19 protein-coding genes are annotated in these 20,968 nt (G+C 59.6%); 18 read left to right on the top strand and 1 reads right to left on the bottom strand.

Annotation, left to right across the window (positions count from 1 at the left end):
- The first annotated feature begins 10 nt into the window (after positions 1-10).
- The 18 genes from hemW to pstB all read left to right on the top strand — a co-directional run bounded on the left by hemW (position 11) and on the right by pstB (position 18,605).
- Positions 11-1,147 (top strand): radical SAM family heme chaperone HemW, encoded by a 1,137-nt coding sequence (gene hemW / locus GFC01_RS05335; RefSeq protein WP_152945604.1) that lies wholly within the window; start codon positions 11-13, stop codon positions 1,145-1,147.
- Between the two features lie 124 nt (positions 1,148-1,271).
- Entirely contained in the window at positions 1,272-2,318 is a 1,047-nt protein-coding gene (hrcA, locus tag GFC01_RS05330) for a heat-inducible transcriptional repressor HrcA (protein WP_152945603.1), read from the top strand.
- A 12-nt stretch (positions 2,319-2,330) separates the two neighbouring features.
- Positions 2,331-3,908, top strand: a complete 1,578-nt coding sequence (locus tag GFC01_RS05325; protein WP_152945602.1) for a TCP-1/cpn60 chaperonin family protein — start codon at positions 2,331-2,333, stop codon at positions 3,906-3,908.
- Positions 3,909-3,936: 28 nt separating this feature from the next.
- The gene (grpE, locus tag GFC01_RS05320) at positions 3,937-4,689 is read left to right on the top strand and encodes a nucleotide exchange factor GrpE (protein ID WP_243137260.1); all 753 of its coding nucleotides are present in this window, start codon (positions 3,937-3,939) and stop codon (positions 4,687-4,689) included.
- Between the two features lie 14 nt (positions 4,690-4,703).
- The gene (gene dnaK, locus GFC01_RS05315; protein WP_152945601.1) at positions 4,704-6,536 is read left to right on the top strand and encodes a molecular chaperone DnaK; all 1,833 of its coding nucleotides are present in this window, start codon (positions 4,704-4,706) and stop codon (positions 6,534-6,536) included.
- Positions 6,537-6,747: 211 nt separating this feature from the next.
- Positions 6,748-7,884: a molecular chaperone DnaJ gene (dnaJ, locus tag GFC01_RS05310; protein WP_152945600.1), complete on the top strand. Its 1,137-nt coding sequence runs from the start codon at positions 6,748-6,750 to the stop codon at positions 7,882-7,884.
- A 108-nt stretch (positions 7,885-7,992) separates the two neighbouring features.
- On the top strand, positions 7,993-8,922 hold the full coding sequence (gene prmA, locus GFC01_RS05305) for a 50S ribosomal protein L11 methyltransferase (protein WP_152945599.1): 930 nt from the start codon (positions 7,993-7,995) through the stop codon (positions 8,920-8,922).
- The gene (locus GFC01_RS05300; protein ID WP_152945598.1) at positions 8,883-9,662 is read left to right on the top strand and encodes a 16S rRNA (uracil(1498)-N(3))-methyltransferase; all 780 of its coding nucleotides are present in this window, start codon (positions 8,883-8,885) and stop codon (positions 9,660-9,662) included. The genes prmA and GFC01_RS05300 overlap by 40 nt, the downstream gene beginning before the upstream one ends.
- Before the next feature lie 69 nt (positions 9,663-9,731).
- Complete coding sequence (gene mtaB, locus GFC01_RS05295) at positions 9,732-11,042, top strand: tRNA (N(6)-L-threonylcarbamoyladenosine(37)-C(2))-methylthiotransferase MtaB (protein ID WP_341473763.1); 1,311 nt, start codon at positions 9,732-9,734, stop codon at positions 11,040-11,042.
- 88 nt (positions 11,043-11,130) lie between these two features.
- Positions 11,131-11,472 carry a histidine triad nucleotide-binding protein gene (locus GFC01_RS05290; protein ID WP_341473762.1) on the top strand — a complete coding sequence of 114 codons (342 nt, stop codon included), beginning with the start codon at positions 11,131-11,133 and terminating at the stop codon, positions 11,470-11,472.
- Between the two features lie 111 nt (positions 11,473-11,583).
- Positions 11,584-11,760 (top strand): 30S ribosomal protein S21, encoded by a 177-nt coding sequence (gene rpsU / locus GFC01_RS05285; protein ID WP_152945597.1) that lies wholly within the window; start codon positions 11,584-11,586, stop codon positions 11,758-11,760.
- Positions 11,761-12,027: 267 nt separating this feature from the next.
- The gene (locus GFC01_RS05280) at positions 12,028-12,531 is read left to right on the top strand and encodes an NfeD family protein (protein ID WP_152945596.1); all 504 of its coding nucleotides are present in this window, start codon (positions 12,028-12,030) and stop codon (positions 12,529-12,531) included.
- Between the two features lie 286 nt (positions 12,532-12,817).
- Positions 12,818-13,774 carry a flotillin-like protein FloA gene (floA, locus tag GFC01_RS05275; RefSeq protein ID WP_243137270.1) on the top strand — a complete coding sequence of 319 codons (957 nt, stop codon included), beginning with the start codon at positions 12,818-12,820 and terminating at the stop codon, positions 13,772-13,774.
- Between the two features lie 3 nt (positions 13,775-13,777).
- A complete protein-coding gene (locus GFC01_RS05270; protein ID WP_152945594.1) occupies positions 13,778-14,545 on the top strand; it encodes a hypothetical protein in 768 nt (255 codons plus the stop codon).
- Between the two features lie 349 nt (positions 14,546-14,894).
- Entirely contained in the window at positions 14,895-15,986 is a 1,092-nt protein-coding gene (gene pstS / locus GFC01_RS05265) for a phosphate ABC transporter substrate-binding protein PstS (RefSeq protein ID WP_152945593.1), read from the top strand.
- Between the two features lie 11 nt (positions 15,987-15,997).
- Positions 15,998-16,921, top strand: coding sequence for a phosphate ABC transporter permease subunit PstC (gene pstC / locus GFC01_RS05260; RefSeq protein WP_341473770.1), 924 nt, complete (start codon positions 15,998-16,000; stop codon positions 16,919-16,921).
- Positions 16,909-17,829 carry a phosphate ABC transporter permease PstA gene (pstA, locus tag GFC01_RS05255; protein ID WP_152945591.1) on the top strand — a complete coding sequence of 307 codons (921 nt, stop codon included), beginning with the start codon at positions 16,909-16,911 and terminating at the stop codon, positions 17,827-17,829. Before pstC ends, pstA begins: the two co-directional genes overlap by 13 nt.
- Before the next feature lie 8 nt (positions 17,830-17,837).
- Positions 17,838-18,605, top strand: a complete 768-nt coding sequence (pstB, locus tag GFC01_RS05250; RefSeq protein ID WP_152945590.1) for a phosphate ABC transporter ATP-binding protein PstB — start codon at positions 17,838-17,840, stop codon at positions 18,603-18,605.
- Positions 18,606-18,613: 8 nt separating this feature from the next.
- On the opposite strand, the gene GFC01_RS05245 is transcribed toward pstB, so the two are convergent.
- Positions 18,614-20,932 (bottom strand): EAL domain-containing protein, encoded by a 2,319-nt coding sequence (locus tag GFC01_RS05245; RefSeq protein ID WP_194174828.1) that lies wholly within the window; start codon positions 20,930-20,932, stop codon positions 18,614-18,616.
- Positions 20,933-20,968: the final 36 nt, after the last annotated feature.

The following is a 20,968-nucleotide window of genomic DNA, read 5'->3' as shown; positions in this document are numbered from 1 at the left end:
GGGACATTCCCTGGCCTTAAGTCTCTATATCCACGTGCCCTTTTGCCTCCGCAAGTGCCACTATTGCGACTTTGTCTCCTACCCCTATGACCCGGAAGCGGCCGGCCGCTACCGGGAGGCCCTCCTGCAGGAGATGGCCCTTTACCGGGAGCGGTTGACTCCGGAGGAAAGGCGGCTGAAAACGGTTTTTATCGGCGGCGGTACGCCCACCTGCCTGCCGGCGTCCACACTGGAAGATATATTGCGGGCCAGTAGACGCTATTTCCACTGGCTGCCGGAAGTGGAGGTAACTGTAGAGGCCAACCCGGGCACTGTGGACGGGGAAAAGCTGGCTGTTTTACGCCGGGCGGGGGTGAACCGCCTTTCCCTGGGGGTGCAGGCCTGCCAGGAGCACCTGTTGAAACTATTGGGGCGGATCCACACCTTTGAACAGGCGGTGGAAGCGGTTAAGCTGGCCCGGCGGGCGGGGTTTGACAACCTGGGCGTGGACCTGATTTTCGGCATCCCCGGGCAGACGCAGGACCAGTGGCGCAGCTGTCTGGAAAAGGTGCTGGAGTTGCATCCGGAGCACATCTCCACCTATTCACTGATGATCGAGGAGGGTACTCCCCTGGCTGAAGCGGTGGATGAGGGACGGGTGACGCCCTGTGACGAAGAGCTGGAACTGGCCATGTACCGGCAGGCCATCCATACCCTGACTGCCCGGGGTTACGAACACTATGAAATTTCCAGCTTTGCCCGGCCGGGGTATCGCTGCCGGCATAATTTAACCTGCTGGCAAAACAGGACCTATCTGGGGCTGGGGCCGGCCGCCCATTCCTACCGGGGGAACGTCCGTTATTATAATGTCGGTTCACTCCCGGAATACCGGGCCAGGGTACGGAAAGGGGAGTTGCCCGTGGAAGGCCGGGAGCAGATCACCCCGTCCATAGCCATGGGCGAGACGGTTTTCCTGGGCCTGCGTCTTTTGGAAGGGGTGGATCTGGAAGCCTTTGCTTCCCGCTTCGGCAGGCGTCTGGAAGATGTCTACGGTGAACGGTTGGAGAGGCTGTGCCGGCAGGGTCTGGTGGAAATCAGCTCCGGGCATTTACGCCTCACCGGCCGGGGGCTGCCCCTGGCCAACCGGGTGTTTGCGGAATTTGTGTGAACAGGGCGGGCCTTTTTGCGGGTGTTCCCTGCCTTGACAAACGGGTGGTGCAGTGCTATGTTTTTACGTAGGAGGTTTTTAGCACTCATAGAAACAGAGTGCTAACAAAGGGGGGTGTGGGAGGATGTTTCTGGATGCCCGGAAACAGGATATCCTGCTGGCCATCATTACAGACTATATTGCCACTGCCGAACCGGTGGGTTCCCGGACCATTGCCCGGAAATACCGGCTGGGGATCAGCCCGGCCACTATTCGCAATGAAATGTCCGATCTGGAGGAAATGGGCTACATTGAACAGCCCCATACCTCTGCCGGGCGCATCCCTTCGGAGCTGGGCTACCGTTATTATGTGGATTATCTGATGAAACGCCAGGAACTGACGGAAGAAGAGGAACAGCTCATCCGGCAGAGCTACCGGACCAATGTGCGGGATGTGGGAGAAGTCATCCAGCGCACCGGTCATCTCCTGTCCCAGTTGACCCGGTATGCGGCCATGGTGGTGCCTCCCAAAATGGGGGCCGGCTTATTTAAACATATTCAGCTGGTCCAGCTGGGACCGGAACAGGCCATGCTGGTGGTGGTCATGGACAGCGGCGCCCTGCACCACCAGATCATTGAGGTGCCGGCCAGTATCACCGCCGCCGACCTGGAAACCATTTCCCGGGTGCTCAATGACAAGCTGCAGGGAAAGTCCATGACCAGCATCAAGCTCAGTTTGATTAGTGAAATCTATTTTGAGCTGGCCAGGCATAAGCATGTCCTGGATCTGGTCATGGGGCTTTTGCATGATTACCTGACCACGGAACCGGAGGATAAAATTTATCTGGGCGGGGTATTTAATATTTTAAACCAGCCCGAATTCCATAATGTGGAGAAAGTGAAGACCCTGCTAAGCATTCTGGAGCAGGAAAATCTCTTGAGCAATCTCCTCTCCAGTGAAGCCAACAGGGAAGGGGTGACCGTGCGCATCGGCCGGGAGATGCATTGCCGGCAGATGAGCAACTGCAGTATGGTGGTGGCCACCTATCACCTGCGGGGCAGGCCGGTGGGTTCCATTGGTGTGCTGGGCCCCACCCGCATGGATTATGCCAAGGTGGTCAGTGTGGTGGAGTGCATGACCAGAAATTTGTCCCGCGCCCTGGAAGAATTGCTGGGCAGCAACAGGAAATGAGGGTGATGGATATTGAGCCTGAAACAACAGGCCAGCCACGGCACGGAAGTGGATGAGCGACTGGCCGCCCTGGTGACCAATGCCAATGCCGTCAGGGCCATCGCCTCGGCCGTGGAAGGAACCCTGGGCCCCAAAGGGTTGGATACCATGCTGGTGGATAAGTTTGGGGAAGTGGTGATCACCAACGACGGGGTGACCATCCTGACTTTGATGGATGCCAATCACCCGGCGGCCCGGATGTTGATTAATATAGCCAGGGCCCAACAGGAGGAAATCGGCGACGGCACCACTACCGCCACGGTGATGGCCGGCGCTCTGGTGGGCTCCGGGGTGGAGCAGGTGGCCCGGGGTGTTCCCGTGGCCCGGGTCATTGAAGGGTTGCGGGCCGGAGTGAAACGGGGTCTGGAGGCCATGCAGAAAAGGGCCCGTCCGCTGGAGGATCTGCGGGACCCCCTGGTGCGCCGGGTGGCCCTGGTGGCCGGCCGGGGGCACGAGGATATTGCCGATCTGGTGGTGGAGGCGGCCAGGTTGATCGGCCGGGATAAACTAGTGGACCGGGCCTTTCGCTTTGCCGATACGGTTTGTGCCGAAGAAGGGGCCGACAACCAGGTCTTCATGGGCGTGATAATCAACAAGGAACCCATGAACCGGCAGATGCCCCGGGAACTGACGGACGTGCCGGTGCTGGTCATCGATGACGCCCTGGAGCCCGAGGAACTGGAAGAGGAAGCCCTGGCCACCGAGGCCGGCTTTGCCCGTTATATGGAACTGCAAAACCAGTTCCGGGAGAATATACAAAAAATTATCCAGCTGCAGGTGGGACTGGTGCTGGTGGACCGGGGTGTACACGACCTGGCCGAGGAGATGCTCACCGATGCCGGCGTGATGGTGGTGCAGCGGGTGGCCAACAAGGAATTGCGCCGGGCGGCGGAGCATACCGGCGCCCGGGCAATCAAGCGAACCGGGCTGAAAAAAGGTCTGGAGCAAATCCGGGGCTGCCTGGGACGTTGCCGGCGGGTTTTTCATGATGAGAAACTGGAGCAGGTCTGGGTGCTGGATGGCAGCGGCAAGCCCATGGCCACCGTCCTGGTAGGCGCGGCCACCGCCGAGGTGGTGGGGGAAAGGGAGCGCATTGCCAGGGATGCGGCCTCAGCGGTACAGGCGGCGGTCAGGGGCGGTGTGGTGCCCGGGGGCGGTGCCCTGGAACTGGCCGTGGCCCGGGAAGTGGAGCAGGTGCGGGCCGGCATGCGGGGTATGGCCGCCTATGGGGTGGACTGCGTGGTGGAGGCCTTAAAACGACCCCTGGCTCAGATTGTGGCCAATGCCGGTTTCAATCCCCTGGAAAAACTGGGTGATTGTATGGCTGCCCAGGTGGAAACCGGTAATGACGCCCTGGCCGTGGATTGTGATACCGGCCAGATTGCCGATATGTACCAGCTGGGTGTGGTGGATCCCGTGCTGGTTAAAACCTATGCCTTTAAAGCAGCGGGGGAAATTGCCGAAGCCATCTTGCGTATAGATACCATTATCAAGAAACGGGAGGAGAAGGAACAGGGCCCAAAGGAGGCTGCCGATTTTGGCAGCAGGTGAGGCCGGATTTTTTTGTGAGGTGACCCCGATGGAAGAAAAGAATCACAATCAGGATAAAGAAGTTGTTTCCCCGGTGATGAACGGGGAGGAAAGGGAAGGGGACCGGTCTTTGGCGGAGGAAGAAAACACCGGTCCGGCCTGCGTCCCACAGGGGGAGGCGGCAGGTTTTACTGAACGGGCTGATGGAGGCGAAACCCCCGGTGAAGGGAGCGCGGCAGATAAGGAGGCAACGCCGGAGGAAGAGGCGGCCGGTACCGTGGACGTGGCCGGGCTGGAACGCCGTCTGGCGGAGGCCACGGCCCGGGCCCAGGATTATTTTCAGCGCCTGGCCCGTATGCAGGCCGACTTTGAAAATTACCGCCGCCGGGTAAACCGGGAGCGGGAAGATTGGGCCAGATATGCCGCCCAATCCCTGGTGGCGGAGCTGTTGCCCGTGCTGGATAACCTGGAGCGGGCGCTGGCGGCAAAGGGAGAGGATCCGGCCGGGGTGATTGCCGGGGTGGAAATGATCCACCGCCATTTGCAGGAAGTGCTGTCCAGAGAGGGGCTCACACCGGTACCGACGGTGGGTGAGCCCTTTGATCCGGCCAAACATGAAGCGGTGATGCAGGTGGAAACCGGCGATTACCCGGATAATACGGTGGTGGAAGAACTGCGCAGGGGCTATTACTATAAAGATCGCCTGCTGCGTCCGGCCATGGTCAAGGTGGCCCGGGGCGGTCCGCAAAGGGAAACGCAAGGGGAACACGATAAAACCGGTCAGAATGGTAGCAATTGTTAAGGGGGAGGAGTAAAATGGCAAAGGTAATCGGTATTGACCTTGGTACGACCAACTCCTGCGTGGCTGTCATGGAAGGCGGCGAAGCAGTGGTTATACCCAATGCGGAAGGGGGACGGACCACCCCTTCGGTGGTTGGTTTTTCCAAAACGGGGGAACGGCTGGTGGGGCAGGTGGCCAAGCGCCAGGCCGTGAGCAACCCGGAGCGCACCGTTACTTCCATCAAGCGGCATATGGGTTCCAGCTACAAGGTAAATATTGACGGCAAAGAATATACGCCCCAGGAAATTTCGGCCATGATCCTGCAAAAGCTCAAAGCCGACGCGGAAAGCTATCTGGGTGAAAAGATAGAAAAGGCGGTTATTACCGTCCCGGCCTATTTTACCGATGCCCAGCGGCAGGCCACCAAGGATGCCGGGAAGATTGCCGGCCTGGAAGTGCTGCGCATCATCAACGAACCCACCGCTGCAGCCCTGGCCTACGGGCTGGACAAGGAAGAGGACCAGACCATCCTGGTCTTTGACCTGGGCGGCGGAACCTTTGACGTATCCATTCTGGAGCTGGGCGACGGTGTCTTTGAAGTCAAGGCCACCAGCGGGAACAACCGGCTGGGCGGCGACGACTTTGACCAGCGCATCATGGACTGGCTGGCCGACGAGTTCAAGAAGGAAACGGGCATCGACCTGCGCAACGACCGCATGGCCATGCAGCGGTTGAAGGAGGCGGCGGAAAAGGCCAAGATTGAACTTTCCGGCGTTACCTCCACCAATATCAACCTGCCCTTTATCTCTGCCGATGCCAGCGGCCCCAAACACCTGGATATGACCCTGACCCGGGCCAAATTCGAAGAACTGACCGCCGACCTGGTGGAGAAAACCATGGGGCCCACCCGCCAGGCCCTGGCCGATGCCGGCCTGGAACCCAAGGACATCCACAAGGTGCTCCTGGTGGGCGGTTCCACCCGTATCCCGGCGGTGCAGGAAGCCATACGTAAATTCCTGGGCAAGGAACCCCATAAGGGGATCAACCCGGACGAATGTGTGGCCATCGGCGCGGCCATCCAGGCCGGTGTGCTGGCCGGCGAGGTCAAGGATGTGCTGCTCCTGGATGTGACCCCCCTGTCCCTGGGCATCGAAACCCTGGGGGGAGTGTTCACCAAACTGATCGAGCGAAACACCACCATTCCCACATCCAAGAGCCAGATCTTTTCCACCGCCGCCGATGGCCAGACGACGGTGGAGATCCACGTGTTGCAGGGTGAACGGCCCATGGCGGCCGATAACAAGACCCTGGGGCGCTTTATGCTCACCGGTATCCCGCCGGCTCCCCGGGGCGTGCCCCAGATCGAAGTGAAGTTTGATATCGATGTCAACGGCATTGTGCACGTTTCGGCCAAGGATCTGGGCACCGGCAAAGCCCAGAGCATCACCATCAGCGGCGGCTCCGGCCTGTCCGATCAGGAAATCGAGCGCATGGTTAAAGAGGCGGAAAAACACGCCGAAGAGGACCGCAAACGCAAGGAAGAGGCCGAATTGCGCAACCAGGCCGACAGCATGATCTACCAGGCCGAAAAGACCATCAAGGACCTGGGCGATAAAGCCGACGGGGCCAAAGCAGATCAGGTGAAAAAGGCCGTGGAGGATCTGCGGGAGGCCTTAAAGGGCAAAGACCTGGAGGCCATCAAGTCCCGGATCGAAGCCCTGACCGGGCCCCTGTACGAGCTGACCACCCTTTTGTATCAACAGAAGGGGCAACAGGCACAGCAGGCCGGAGCCGGTGGTGCGGGAGCCGGCGGTGGGGATGAAAAAGTGGTGGATGCCGATTATGAGATCAAGGACGACCAGAAGTAAAATATATGGCTTTTCGGGAGAAACCGTTGTATAATAACAATGTGACATACGGGAAAACCCTTTGGGCATGGCGGGCAGTGACGGGCCTCCGGCACAACCGTCATGCCTGAAGTGGTTTGATCAAGCATTTTCAGCTGGCTATCACCGGGCGGTTCAGCCTTTCAGGCTGGGCGGCCGCCCTGTTCCATAATCTACAAGTGGTGGTGACACCATGGCCAGGCGTGACTATTACGAGGTCCTGGGAGTATCCCGGGACGCTTCCGCCGATGAAATAAAAAAAGCATACCGCAAGCTGGCCCGGCAGTATCACCCCGACGCCAATCCCGGTGATCCGCAGGCGGAGGCCAAATTTAAAGAAGTGGCCGAGGCATATGAGGTGTTGAGTGATCCCGAGAAACGGGCCCGCTATGACCGCTTTGGACACGCCGCCACCGACGGTCAGGGTTTCGGCGGGTTTGAAGGTTTCGGGGGATTCGGTGGTTTTGGCGGCGACTTTGGCGGCCTGGGCGATATATTTGACATGTTTTTTGGTGGAGCCGGCCGGCAAAGGCGGGGGCCCGAAAAGGGTGCCGATGTCCGGGTGGATCTGGAACTGACCTTTAAAGAAGCGGCCTTTGGTTTGGAAAAGGACATCCGGGTGCCGCGGGTGGAAACCTGCGGTACCTGTAACGGCACCGGTGCTGCACCGGGCACCCGCCCGGTGACCTGTTCCTTATGCGGCGGCACGGGTCAGGTCCAGTTTGCCCAGAGCACACCCTTTGGACGCATTGTGCAGTCCCGCACCTGCGACCGCTGCCATGGCATGGGCCGTATTATTGAGAAACCCTGTGCCAACTGTCACGGCAGCGGCCAGGTGCGTCGCACCCGCAGCATTCATGTGAAGATACCGGCCGGGGTGGACAGCGGTACCCGCCTGCGGGTGGCCGGTGAAGGGGAGGCCGGCGTCAGGGGCGGCCCCCGGGGGGATCTTTACGTTTACATTCACGTGCGTCCCCACCCCGTGTTTAAGCGGGAGGGCAATGATGTGATCATGGAGGCGCCCATCTCCTTTGCCCAGGCCGCCCTGGGGGACGAAATCGAGGTGCCCACCCTGGAAGGCAAAGCCACCGTACGTATACCCGAGGGCACCCAGCACGGCACCGTCTTCCGCCTGCGGGGCAAAGGTATCCCCGATCTGGGCGGGTACGGCCGGGGCGACCAGCTGGTGCGGGTGAAGGTGGTTACGCCCACCAAATTGACCGAGGAACAAAAACAGCTATTGCGCCAGTTTGCCCGGCTGAGCGGGGAAAATCCCGCCGGGGTGGAAAAGGGTTTCTTTGAAAAGGTGAGGGACGCCTTCATGGGCTGAGGGATCTCCAGTCCCCCGGTAACAATTACCATTTTATCTTAAAAGGGGACTGAGTACAGTCCGGCCTTCTGTTAAATCCAACAGTTTTTTCCCGAGGGGGCATTGCCTTTGCGGTGGCTGGAAGTGGCCGTCAGTGTCCATCCCGAATGGGTGGAGGCGGTGAGCAATCTTTTCTGGGAACTGGGAACCGGCGGGGTGGTTGTTGAGGACCCCGCCATAATTTCTTTATACTTGCAGCGTCCGGCCGACCAGGTGGCCATGGATGGCTTGCGGTTGCCGGCGGAACCGGTGGTGAAGGCCTACCTGCCGGTGGATGAAGAACTGGCCGGCCGCCTGGCCGGTTTACGGGAATCCCTGGCCGCCCTTCTGGAAGAAACATCCTGGCGCATGAGCACCCGGGAGATGGAGGAGGAAGACTGGGCCAACGCCTGGAAGGCTTACTACCGGCCCGTACAGGTGGGGGAAAGGCTGGTGGTCAAACCCTCCTGGGAGGAATACCGTCCCCGGCCCGGGCAGGTTATTTGCGAGCTGGATCCGGGCATGGCTTTTGGCTGCGGTACCCATGCCACCACCCGCCTGTGTCTGACCATGCTGGAGGAGGTAATCCGGGGCGGCGAGATGGTGGTGGATGTGGGCACAGGATCGGGCATTCTGGCCATTACGGCCGCCCTCCTGGGTGCCGGCCGGGTGGTGGCCGTGGACAGGGATCCGGTGGCCGTGGCCACGGCCCGGCAGAACGTGGAGCGCAACCGGGTGGGCGACCGGGTGGAGGTCCGGCAGGGGGATTTGCTCCAGGGTACGGGCATACCGGTGGCCGATGTCATAGTGGCCAACATTGTGGCCGACGTAATTATCGCCCTGATCCCGGCGGTGGTTAGAATGCTCAATCCAAAAGGCCTGTTTATCGCTTCCGGTGTCATCCGGGAACGGGAAAAGGGTGTGCGCCGGGAAATGGTGCTGCGGGGTCTGGAGATTCGGGAAGAGCGGGCCGAAGGGGAATGGATTGCCCTCATGGCCGCCCGGGGGTGGGGAACATAAGCCATTTCTTTATTTCCCCGGAGCAGGTGCAAAAGGAGCAGGTAATCATTACCGGACCGGATGTGACGCACATATCCCGGGTTTTACGTATGGGGCCCGGGGACGTGATCACCGTGCTGGACGGCCGGGGTAACGGTTACCGGGTCCGGTTGACGGTGATTACCAGAAGTCAGGCGGAAGGAATAATTCTGGAACAATTTACTCCCGGCGGGGAGGCCCCTTTAAGGGTTACCCTGGTGCAGGGGCTATCCAAAGGGGATAAAATGGATATAATTATTCAGAAGGGTACCGAACTGGGGGTGTCCCGGGTGGTGCCCCTGCATTGCCGCCGCTCCGTGGTGCAGTTGACCCCGCAAAAGGCCGGGGAACGCCAGCAGCGCTGGCAGCGCATTGCCCTGGAGGCGGCCAAGCAATGCCGGCGGGCGCTGATCCCCCGGGTGACGGCAGTGATGGATCTCCCCTCGGCTCTGGATCTGCTGGCGCCGGATACCCTGGCCCTGATGCCCTGGGAGGGGGAAAGGGGCCGGGGATTGAAAGGGGTACTGCAGGGACAATCCTCCCGGGAAGTGGTTGTCTTTATCGGGCCGGAGGGGGGTTTTGATCCGGCCGAGGTGGCCCTGGCCCGGCAGAGGGGGGTGCTGCCCGTTTCCCTGGGCCCCCGCATCCTGCGCACCGAAACGGCCGGCCTGGCGGTGGTGGCCATGGTCATGTATGAACTGGGGGATCTGGGCGGGCCTTAAATCATTTGGATAGCGGTAGTGACGGAGAACGACCACGCCTGCCATGTGGAGTTACGGGAGTGAATAAGCGTGCCCAAAACCGTCGCCCTGGTTACCCTGGGCTGCAAGGTCAACCAGTACGAGTCGGACGCCCTGGCCACCCTTTTCCGCCGGCGGGGCTACCGGGTGGTGGACTTCAGCAAGCCGGCAGATGTCTATGTGATCAATACCTGTACGGTCACCCACCTGGGGGATCGCAAATCCCGCCAGCTCATCCGCCGGGCCACCCGGAACAACCCCGGTGCCATGGTGGTGGTCACCGGTTGTTATGCCCAGACGTCCCCGGGGGAGGTGCTGGCCATACCCGGGGTGGATCTGGTGGTGGGCACCCGGGACAAGGCCCGCCTGGTGGACCTGGTGGAGGAGCAGGCGGGGCGGAAGGATGGGCCGGTGGCTGCGGTGGGGGACATATTCGCTGTCGAGGAATTCACGGAACTGCCCGTCCCGGCGCTGCCCTCCCGGGTGAGGGCCTTTTTAAAAATTCAGGAGGGGTGCAACAATTATTGCGCCTATTGCATAATACCCTTTGCCCGGGGCCCCCTGCGAAGCCGGGATCCGGAAAGGGTGCTGGCCGAGGCCCGGCGGCTGGTCCGGGAAGGGTTTAAGGAACTGGTGCTGACCGGTATTCACACCGGCGCCTACGGGCAGGACAGGCCCGGGGATATGGATCTGGCCGGGCTGGTGGGGCGCCTGGCGGAAATACCCGGCCTTTTGCGCCTGCGCCTTTCCTCGGTGGAACCCATGGATATTACCGGTGAGCTGGTGCAGAGCATGGCTTCCCGGCCGAATATCTGCCGCCACCTGCACATCCCCCTGCAGAGCGGCGACGATCAGGTGCTGGCCCGTATGCGCCGCCATTATACCACGGAAGATTTTCGCCGCCTGGTACGGGATATCCGGGCGCGCATCCCGGAGGTGGCCATCTCCACCGATGTCATTGTGGGGTTTCCCGGGGAGACCGACGAAAACTTCGCCAGTACCCTGGCCTTTGTGCGGGAAATGGCCTTTTCCCGCCTGCATGTGTTCAAGTATTCTCCCCGGCGGGGTACGGCGGCGGCCTCCTTCCCGGATCAAATCAGCGCTCAGGTGAAGGGAGAACGCAGCCACCGGTTGATTGCCCTGGGGGAGGAACTGGCCGTATCCTTTGCCCGGCAATACATTGGGAAAGAAGTGCTGGTGCTGGTGGAGGAGGCTTCACCCCAGAGGAAAGGGTTTTACGAAGGACTGACCGATAATTATCTGCGGGTGTTTTTCCCCGGAGGGAGCCATCTGGTGGGGCAGATTGTGCCGGTGCTGGTGGAAGAAGCGGAAGGGCCGGATTTAAAAGGTAGAATAATTTAATTTTTTGTGGCAGGATTTATTTCCCGCCGTGTTGAATAAAATAACGCCTGGCAGATGGCAGTAATCCTGGCGGGGAGGAGGTGGCGCAGTGCAGGAGTGCGTTTTCTGCAAGATCATCCAGGGGGAGATTCCGGCCGAGGTGGTTTATGAAGATGAATATGTGGTTGCTTTTAAGGACATTCATCCGGCCGCTCCCGTCCACCTCTTGCTGGTTCCCAAAAAACACATCCCCACCTTTTTTGATATTGAAAAAGAGGATGAGGCCATTCTGGGCCGGTTGCAGCTGGCGGCGGGCCGCGTGGCCCAAAAGCTCGGACTGGAAAAGGGTTTCCGTATGGTCGGCAATTGCGGGGAAGATGCGGGTCAGCTGGTTTTTCATATCCATTATCACCTGCTGGGCGGGCGCACGTTGCAATGGCCCCCGGGCTAGTTGACGTAACTGCCGGATGCGGGTATAATATCAGGGTATTTGCAATTTATGGGTGGAGGTTTTTGTTTTCCATGAACAGTTTTACAGCATGGCGGAGGGAGGGAAGACAAAATGGCCGAAGTACGTGTCGGCAAAAACGAGACACTGGACAGTGCCCTCCGTCGCTTCAAACGTTCCTGTCAGAAGGCAGGGGTCCTGGCCGAGGCCAGACGGCATGAACACTATGAGAAACCCAGTGTACGGCGCAAGAAAAAGTCCGAGGCGGCCAGAAAACGCAAGTATCGCTAGTTCCTGGCCGGGCCGTTACCAAAATGACAGGAATATTGACCGACCACGGTGACATCAATGAGGAAATGCCCGGTGCTGTATCAAAGCGTGCCGGGCATTATTATTTGAAATATAAAAAACCCTTTTGAATGATTTACCGCCGGTTGTGAAATAAGTTGGTAACGGGGTACGTTAATTGGCGGGTTGTGATAAAATGATCATGGGTGGTTTATAAGTCAACGACCGGGTTCCAAACTCATTCGGAACGGATGGGGGTGAGGAGAGCAGATGTCCCAACAGCTGTTGACCTGGCTGGCGGTACTGGCCTTTCTGCTGGGCATGGTGGCCCTGGTGCTGGAAATATTTGTTATACCGGGTTTCGGCGTGGCCGGCATGGCCGGGCTCATTCTTCTGGCCTGGGGGGTTTTGCTCCTGGCGGTGGATTTTACCCAGGCCACGGCCGCCCTGGGGGTGGCTGTAATCCTTTCGGTGGTGGTATTCTACCTGGGGCTGAAATTCATGGCCAGGTTTAACCTCTGGCAGAGGGTGACCCTGGGCACCAGGCTGGAAAAGGATGAAGGTTATGTGGCCGGCCAGGTGGACCTGGTGCACCTGGTGGATTTGACCGGGGTGGCCCTGACCCCCCTGCGCCCGGCCGGGACGGCCGAGGTGGCCGGGCGGCGGCTGGATGTGATTACCGGTGGGGAATACATCCCGGCCGGAACCCGGGTGCAGGTGGTGCAGGTGGAAGGTAACCGGGTGATAGTAAAGCGGGCGGATGAAGCCATGTGAACCGGACGGTTTGAAAATTCATCCCGATAAAATAGCCCGCAGGTGCCTTTAAAAGGGAACGGGAAAAACTATAATATAATTGCCCATCATAACAGCACGAACAACGGCTGACTTTCGACGACAACGGCCAGACTAACAACCAAAGGACCGGCGACCAAGCTATCAATGATCATGCTGACTGCCGACGACTGACGACCGATGACCGACGACCATTACGGAGGTGTTTATTTTGAACCTGATCGGGCTTTCCACGATTATACTCTTTTTGCTCGTTTTAATTGGCGTGATGATTATTTTCAGCTTTATACCGGTGGGCCTGTGGATATCCGCCCTGGCCGCCGGCGTGCGGGTGGGGATCTTCACCCTGGTGGGCATGCGCTTGCGGCGGGTACCGCCGGCCAAGATTGTGGGACCACTGATCAAGGCCGACAAAGCGGGTCTGAATGTGACCGTCAACCAGCTGGAAGCCCACTACCTGGCCGGGGGCAATGTGGACCGGGTGGTGGACGCCCTGATTGCCGCCGAGCGGGCCGATATTCCCCTGGCCTTTGAACGGGCGGCGGCCATCGACCTGGCCGGGCGCAATGTGCTGGAAGCGGTGCAGATGAGCGTGAACCCCAAGGTGATTCAAACGCCCCTGGTGTCGGCCGTGGCCAAGGACGGCATCGAGGTCAAGGTGGTGGCCCGGGTGACGGTGCGGGCCAATATCGACCGGCTGGTGGGCGGTGCCGGGGAGGAAACCGTCCTGGCCCGGGTGGGCGAAGGTGTGGTCACCACCGTGGGCAGCGCGGAGAGCCACAAGCATGTGCTGGAAAACCCCGATTCCATTTCCCGCACCGTGCTGGAAAAGGGCCTGGATGCGGGCACGGCCTTTGAAATCCTGTCCATCGACATTGCCGATGTGGACGTGGGGCGGAATATCGGCGCCCAGCTGCAGACCGACCAGGCCGAGGCGGACAAGCGCATCGCCCAGGCCAAGGCCGAGGAAAGGCGGGCCATGGCCGTGGCCAGGGAACAGGAAATGCGGGCCATGGTGGAGGAAATGCGCGCCCGGGTGGTGGAGGCCGAGGCGGAGGTGCCCCGGGCCATGGCCGAAGCCCTGCGCCAGGGCAAACTGGGCGTGATGGATTACTACAACATGCAGAACCTGCTGGCCGACACCCGCATGCGGGAGGGCCTGGCCAGGATGGGCGGCGGGCCGGCGGAGCCGGGCGAGGCAACCGTAAAAGGAAAGGAACGTTAAAACATGGAGTCCCTTATTGCCTGGGTCTTTGTGATTATCACCCTCTGGATGATCTTCAACCGCCGGCGGGACGGCCTTTCCCGGCGCTTTCCCGGCGGGCCTGTGCCTCCCCTGCCGCCACGGGTGCCCGAGGAAGGGGACGATCTGTGGGTGGAACCCCAAAGGGAAAAACGGCGGTACGGGGCGGAGCCGGCCGGTGGGGACCCTCCGGGAGGGTACCGGAGCCGTGGGGAATGGGAAGGGGATCTCCCCCTGCCGGGGCCCTGGAATGGCGGGGGGGAAGAGGCGGACCGGCCGCTGCCCGGACCCTGGAATCGCGATGACGCCCCTGTAGCCGGTCCGTGGAGCCGCGATGAGTCTCCTGTACCAGGCCCCTGGAGCGCGCCGGAAGAAGGACCGCTTCCCGGTCCGTGGCATAAGCGGGAAGAAAAACTGCCTCCGGTAGAAGGGGAGGACGGCCCGGCCCCCGGGCGCCCGGGGGAGCGGGAAGGTCCTGCCGGCCTGGACCGTCCTGAACAAGGGGAACCACGCCGCCACCGGAAGACCCACAGGCAGGTGGAAAGGGTGGCTGAAAAGTGGGAGATACGCCACCAGGCCCTTTCCCGTGCGGCCGGGGACGGGGGTGCCCCCGAACCGGCCTGCCCGGCACCGGCGGCCGTAAAAGGCCGGCGGGCACATCCCCTGCTCACGCCCCGTAACCTGGCGGCGGCCGTGCTCCTGTCGGAAGTCCTGGACCACCGGGGCGGCCGGCAGGCCAGGCGGGTGAGATAAATTTAAGGTTACCGGCAAGAACGGTAACCTTTTTTGCTACCCTCATTGAGGCAAAAGTCCTATTTTGTGGATAATTAATCCAACCATAACCCTATTTTAACATGGGAGTTGTACAATAGGGCTGGCAGTACGAATGGACAGGCCGGATGGCCTTACGGGGAACGGCAAACAGCCATAGATGTATTGTGTGAATTTTTGGTGAAAGGTGGTGGGCGGTGAAGGATTCTTTTCCCGGGACCGGCGATGGGAGTGGTGACCGTTTCAAATGCGGTTGGGATGGCTTAGAACCGTTGAACTGGCCGCGTGAGCAGTGATGCCTCTGGAGTAAGATTCGAGGGGGGCGCAATTTATGTTCAGGAAAGTTTTTTCGCTGGCGGGGTTCCTTTTCCTGGTGCTTTTGCTGGCTGCCGGTTGCGGCGGTTCGGGAGACAAGCCTGCAGGCAGCCAGTTGCCGGGAACGGGCGGCAAAACTGTACTGTTAAACGGCGCCGGGGCTTCCTTTCCCTACCCCCTGTATTCCCGGTGGATCGATGAGTATGGGCGGCTGCATAAAAACGTTAAAATCAATTACCAGTCCATCGGCAGCGGCGGCGGTATTGAGCAGATCAGTAAAAAAGTAATCGACTTTGGCGGCAGCGACGCCCCCATGCGGGACGATAAGCTAAAGGAAGCACCCGGTGAAATCATGCATATCCCTACGGTGCTGGGAGCGGTATCCATCACCTATAACCTGCCCGATGTAAAGGAGCATGTTAAACTTTCCCCCGGTGTCCTGGCCGATATCTACCTGGGCAAAATTAAAAAATGGAATGATCCCCGGATCACTGCTTTAAACCCCGGGCTCAAACTTCCCGGGCAAAACATTGTGGTGGTGCACCGCAGTGATGGCAGCGGGACGACCAACATTTTTACCGATTACCTGAGCAGGGTCAGTCCGGAATGGAAAAGTAAGGTGGGCAGCGGCACTTCCGTCAACTGGCCGGTGGGGGTGGGGGCCAAGGGCAGTGAAGGCCTTTCCCGGCAGGTGCAGACCACGGTGGGGGCCATCGGCTATGTGGAACTGTCCTACACCCTGCTCAATAACCTGCCCTACGCCCTGATGCAAAACAGCGCCGGTAAATTTGTCCCCCCCAGCCTGGAAACCACCACCGCGGCGGCCGCCGGAGCGGCAGCCAGTATGCCCGACGACCTGCGGGTATCCATAGTCAACGCGCCGGGGGAAAATGCCTATCCCATTGCCGGCTACACCTATATCCTGGTGTATAAGGAACAGGACGACCCGGAAAAGGGACGGGCGCTGGCCCAATTCCTGTGGTGGGCCGTCCATGATGGGGAGAAAATGGCGTCCGCACTGGCCTATGCTCCGCTACCTCCGGAAGTGGTGGCGAAAGTGGAAAGTAAACTGAAAAGCATGACTGCCGGGGGCAAACCTCTGCTCTAAGGAAGGGATGAATTATCAACAATAAAAGCGACAGGCTTTTCCTGGGAGTAACGGTGGTCTGTGCCCTGGGCCTGCTCTTACTGGTACTGCTCATGGCCATTTTCATCTGGCGGGCGGCCGGACCGTCGGTGGAGGCCTTTGGCGGCTATTTCTTTTTCAGCCGGGAATGGGACCCGGTGCACCGGCGATTCGGCGCCCTGCCCTATATTTACGGTACCCTGGTATCCACCCTGCTGGCCCTTTTGCTGGCCGGCCCCGTCAGCCTGGGAGCGGCCATCTATATTGCGGAATTCGCACCCCGGAAAATTAAAAATACCCTGGGTTTTCTGGTTGATTTGCTGGCGGCCGTTCCCGGCGTAATTTACGGGCTGTGGGGTAATTTTGTGCTGGCGCCGTGGCTGGCCAGGTTTGTGGAGCCTTCTTTGCAGCATCACCTTGGTTTTCTGCCTTTCTTTCAGGGATCTCCCATGGGCATTGGTATGCTGGCAGCCGGGATTATCCTGGCCATCATGATTTCGCCGGTCATTACCGCCGTGTGCCGCGAGGTGCTGGAAGTGGTGCCGGCCAGCCAGCGGGAGGCCATGATTGCCCTGGGGGCCACCCCCTGGGAAGTGATCCGGCGGGCTGTGCTCCCTTACGCGCGGACGGGCATTGTGGGAGCTTTTACCCTGGGCCTGGGCAAGGCCGTTGGCGAAACCATGGCGGTAACCCTGGTCATCGGCAACCGCCCGCAGATATCCTGGTCCCTTTTCGCCCCGGCCCACACCATGACCAGTGTGATCATCAACGAATTTACCGAGGCGGTGGATCCCCTGCATCTGGCTGCGCTGATCCACATTGCCCTGGTTCTGTTTCTGATTACCCTGCTGGTCAATATACTGGCCCGCCTGCTCATTTACCAGATCAGCCGGAGGGTAAGAATATGGAGCGTTTAAGGGTGCTGGCCGGTTATGTGCGGGAGCCTTCCCGCGCGGAAAAGGTTGGAATTGGTAAGGGGTCCTTTTCATATTTTCTGCGTCATCGATACAGCCAGATGATGATCGCCTTGAGCCTTCTGGCCACCCTGCTTCTGCTGGCAGTTTTGTTGATCATCATGACTTATATTTTCTTAAGGGGTGTACCGGGGCTCAACTGGCAGTTTTTTACCCGGCCGCCTGCTCCCGTGGGTCTGCCCGGCGGGGGGGTGTACCATGCCATTACGGGCAGCCTGGTGCTGGTGGGCCTGGCCTGTCTGATCGCTGTACCCTGGGGTGTGGCCACGGGTATTTTCCTGGCCGAGTTCGGCCGGCGGGGGCGTGCCGGCGACATAGTTCGTTTCACCGCCGATGTTTTAAGCGGTATGCCTTCCATCACTGCCGGCATTTTTGTCTATACCCTGCTGGTGGTGAAGATGCGGACTTTTTCCGCCCTGGCGGGCGGGTTGGCCCTGGCCATCGTCATGTTGCCGGTGGTGGCCAGAAATACGGAAGAAATGCTGCGCCTGGTACCCCTGGGGCAGCGGGAGGCGGCCATGGCCCTGGGCATCCCTTACTGGCGTACGGTGCTGCAGGTGGTGCTGCCTTCGACGGCCCGGGGCGTGGCCATAGGCATTACCCTGGCCATTGCCGGCATTGCCGGCGATCCCGTACCCCTCTTTTTTACCGCCCTGAACAACAACTACTTCTCCCTGGACCTGACCCAGCCCATTTCTTCTCTGCCCATGGAAATTTTCCGTTACGCCGCAGCCCCCTTTGCCGCCTGGCACGGGCTGGCCTGGACCGGGGCGCTGGTGCTGATTGTGATTATCTTATTGCCCATGCTTCTGGCCCGTATTTTAATTCCCGGATATAAAATCAGGAGGTGAAGGGAAAGATGTCCTTTAAGCTGCAGGTGGAAGAACTGCAGGCCTGGTATGACGACCAGCAGGTTTTGAAGGGAATCAACCTATCCGTAAGGGCCAATTCCATCACGGCGGTCATCGGTCCTTCCGGCTGCGGTAAATCCACTTTCATCCGTTGTTTAAACCGTATGCACGAGGTGGTGCCCGGGGCCCGGGTGGCGGGACGGGTATGCATAGACGAAGTAAATATTTATAACGGCATCAGCCCGGTGGAAGTGCGCCGCCGGGTGGGCATGGTTTTCCAGTCGCCCAATATTTTCCCCAACATGTCCATTTTGCACAATGTGGTTGCGGGGCTAAGTTTAAACGGCGTGCGTAATAAGAAGCTGCTGGAAGAAAAGGCGGAATACTGCTTGAAGCAGGTGGGGTTGTGGGAAGAGGTGAAGGACCGGTTGCATGGTGCGGCCGGGGGGCTCTCCAGCGGGCAGTTGCAGCGGGTGTGCATCGCCCGGGCCCTGGCCGTGGAGCCGGAAGTTCTGCTCATGGACGAACCCTGTTCGGCGCTGGACCCCATTGCCTCCATCCGCATCGAAGAGTTGATGCGGGAGTTGAAAGAAAAATATACCATAGTGCTGGTCACCCACAACATGCAGCAGGCGGCCCGGGTTTCCGATTACACCGCCTTTCTCTGCCAGGGGGAATTAATTGAATACGGTTCCACTCCGGAGGTTTTCATCCGGCCCCGGGACCGGCGCACGGAAAACTATATCACCGGCCGGGGAGACAGTGTGGCGGTATAAGGCCGTCCTCAGGTGGACCGCCGCCGGCGTTCCTTCACAAAGACGCTGCCTTCCTTTGATTTGGCGTATTTCTTCAATTCCGCCGAAGTACGGGCCAGTTCCTCCGGGTTGGTATACTGGCCGGGGTGACAGTCGATTAACGCCAGGGAGATGGTCATAAGGGGCAGGCGTACCGGCCGGTCCTGGCGGTCCTTTGTGTCAATATAGCCCCTTTCCCTGTCTTCGGGATCGTACAGTTCCGGCACCTTCTGATCAAAAGTCTCGATAATCTTCCGGCATATTTCTTCTGACACTTCCGGTCTGGTAACTACAATAAAATCGTCCCCCCCGATATGTCCCACCAGGTCGTCGGGCCGGCCGTGCCGGGCCACCTGCTCGCTAATGATGGTGGCGGTCAGTTTGATGGCCTGGTCTCCCCGCTCAAAGCCATAACGGTCATTGAAACCTTTGAAGTGGTCTAAATCGGAATAGATCACGCTGAAGGGCTGTTCTCCGGACAGGCGGTTGAGCAGTTCCGCCTCAATCTGGCGGTTGCCCGGCAGTCCGGTCAGGGGATTGGCAAAGCGGGCCGCCTCCACCTGGATGCTGGTAATGGCGTCCAGCAACTGGCGCACTGAAACCAGGCCGTGATAGGACCGGTTTTTGGTCACAATAATGGAGTCGTAGACCTTGTGATCGGAACGGGCCATGGCCACCTGGCTGACCACTTCCACCGGGGTGTCGTGCTCCACCGCCAGGGGTTGGCAGTCCATGACCAGGGAAATGGGCCGCTCGGTATAAATGGCGAAACCGAACTGGGTGCCCAGTTGATTGAAAAGCTTATCCCGCATCACCAGGCCCACCGGTTGTTTTTCCTCATCCAGCACGGCCACCCCCTCCACCTGGGGATAATGGGTGAAGAAATCCACCACCTCCCTGGTTACGGTGCGGGTATCAATGGTGGTGACCGCCTGACTGATACTGCCCACCGGAATCATGCGGCCCAGCCGGGAACGCTGGCGGGCAGTGGCGGTGCCGGTGCCGGTGTTTTCTTCCAGCATCCTGGCCGCTTCCATATAAACTGCCGGCGGGGGATAGGACGGCCGGGCCAGAAAAAAGCCCTGGCCCAGGGGAATGCCAATTTTCCTAAGGCACGCCATTTCATCGCTGTTTTCAATGCCCTCGGCAATAATCTGGCTGCCGGTTTTTTCGGCAAAGGTGAGGAATGTTTCCACCAGAATGCGTTTGGTGGGATTTTTATCGATATCCCGGATCAGGGAAAGGTCTATCTTGATATAGTCGGGCTGCAGCTCGGCAATGGCCTGCAGGCTGGAATAGCCGGAACCGGCGTCATCCACGGCCACTTTAAAACCGTGCTGCCGGTAGTATTCCAGGGACTGGCGGAAGGTCCGAAAATCTTCGATGCTGGTCCGCTCGGTGATTTCGAAGACCACCCGTTCCGGTGCCGCACCCACCTGGTCCATGTAAGCCCGGATTTCATCGGCCCGGAAGGAAGGGTCGTGAACCACATGGGGGCTGATGTTTAAAAAGAGCCTGTAGCCGGCCAGATCCCCGGCCAGCCCGGCCAGGGCCTTTTCTCTGGCTACCTTTTCCAGGGCGTAGAGCTGGTTGGTTTTCTCCGCGTAGCCGAACAGGTTCAGGGGACTGGCAAAAAAGGAGTTTTCCGGTCCCCGGCACAGGGCCTCATAACCGATAATCTGTCCCGAATCCAGGGCCAGAATGGGCTGATAGACCATGCGGATATTTTTATTGAGCAGCAGCTCGGTAAACTGCTGCCGGCGTTTCACTTCCCGGGCGTCCAGCTGACTTTTGGCCACCAGCACCGCTTCTTTATAGGCGTTGTAGAGGGCCTTTTCAAAATTTTCCCTGGTGGGTCTGACCACGCTGTAGCCCACGTGAAAATTCAGGGCGGTGGGGATAAGGTGGGAGCAGCGCAAATTCAGTTCCGTTCCCAGACTTTCTTTCACCCGTTCGGCCAGACGGGAGAGATCCAGGGGGGCAGGTGGGCTCTGGGAAAAGGAATGGAAATAGATGACCAGGTCGTCCCCCCAGCGGCGGGTTTCCAGCAGGGAGTAGGGCTCCAGCAGGGCGTTTATTTGCTTTTTGACCAACCGGTCCAGTATGCCCAGTACCTGCTGGCAGTACAGGCTGCCGTAGACCTGCTCGGTCAGCTGGAATTCCACGATATCCAGATAAATCATGCCCACCCACTGCCCCTCCCGCAGCAGTTCCGGTACCCGGGAGGGGGAGGCCGGCCATTCCCAGGCCTTTACGGGCAGGTTAAGCCTTTCCAATAGATGATAAAACCTTCTGCCCAGCTTTAACACCAGCGGTTTCACCCCGGTCACAATATGCTGGGACAA

It is taken from the genome of Desulfofundulus thermobenzoicus (assembly GCF_009428905.1).
Taxonomy (GTDB): domain Bacteria; phylum Bacillota; class Desulfotomaculia; order Desulfotomaculales; family Desulfovirgulaceae; genus Desulfofundulus_A; species Desulfofundulus_A thermobenzoicus.
This window is presented reverse-complemented; position numbering and strand designations above follow the sequence as displayed.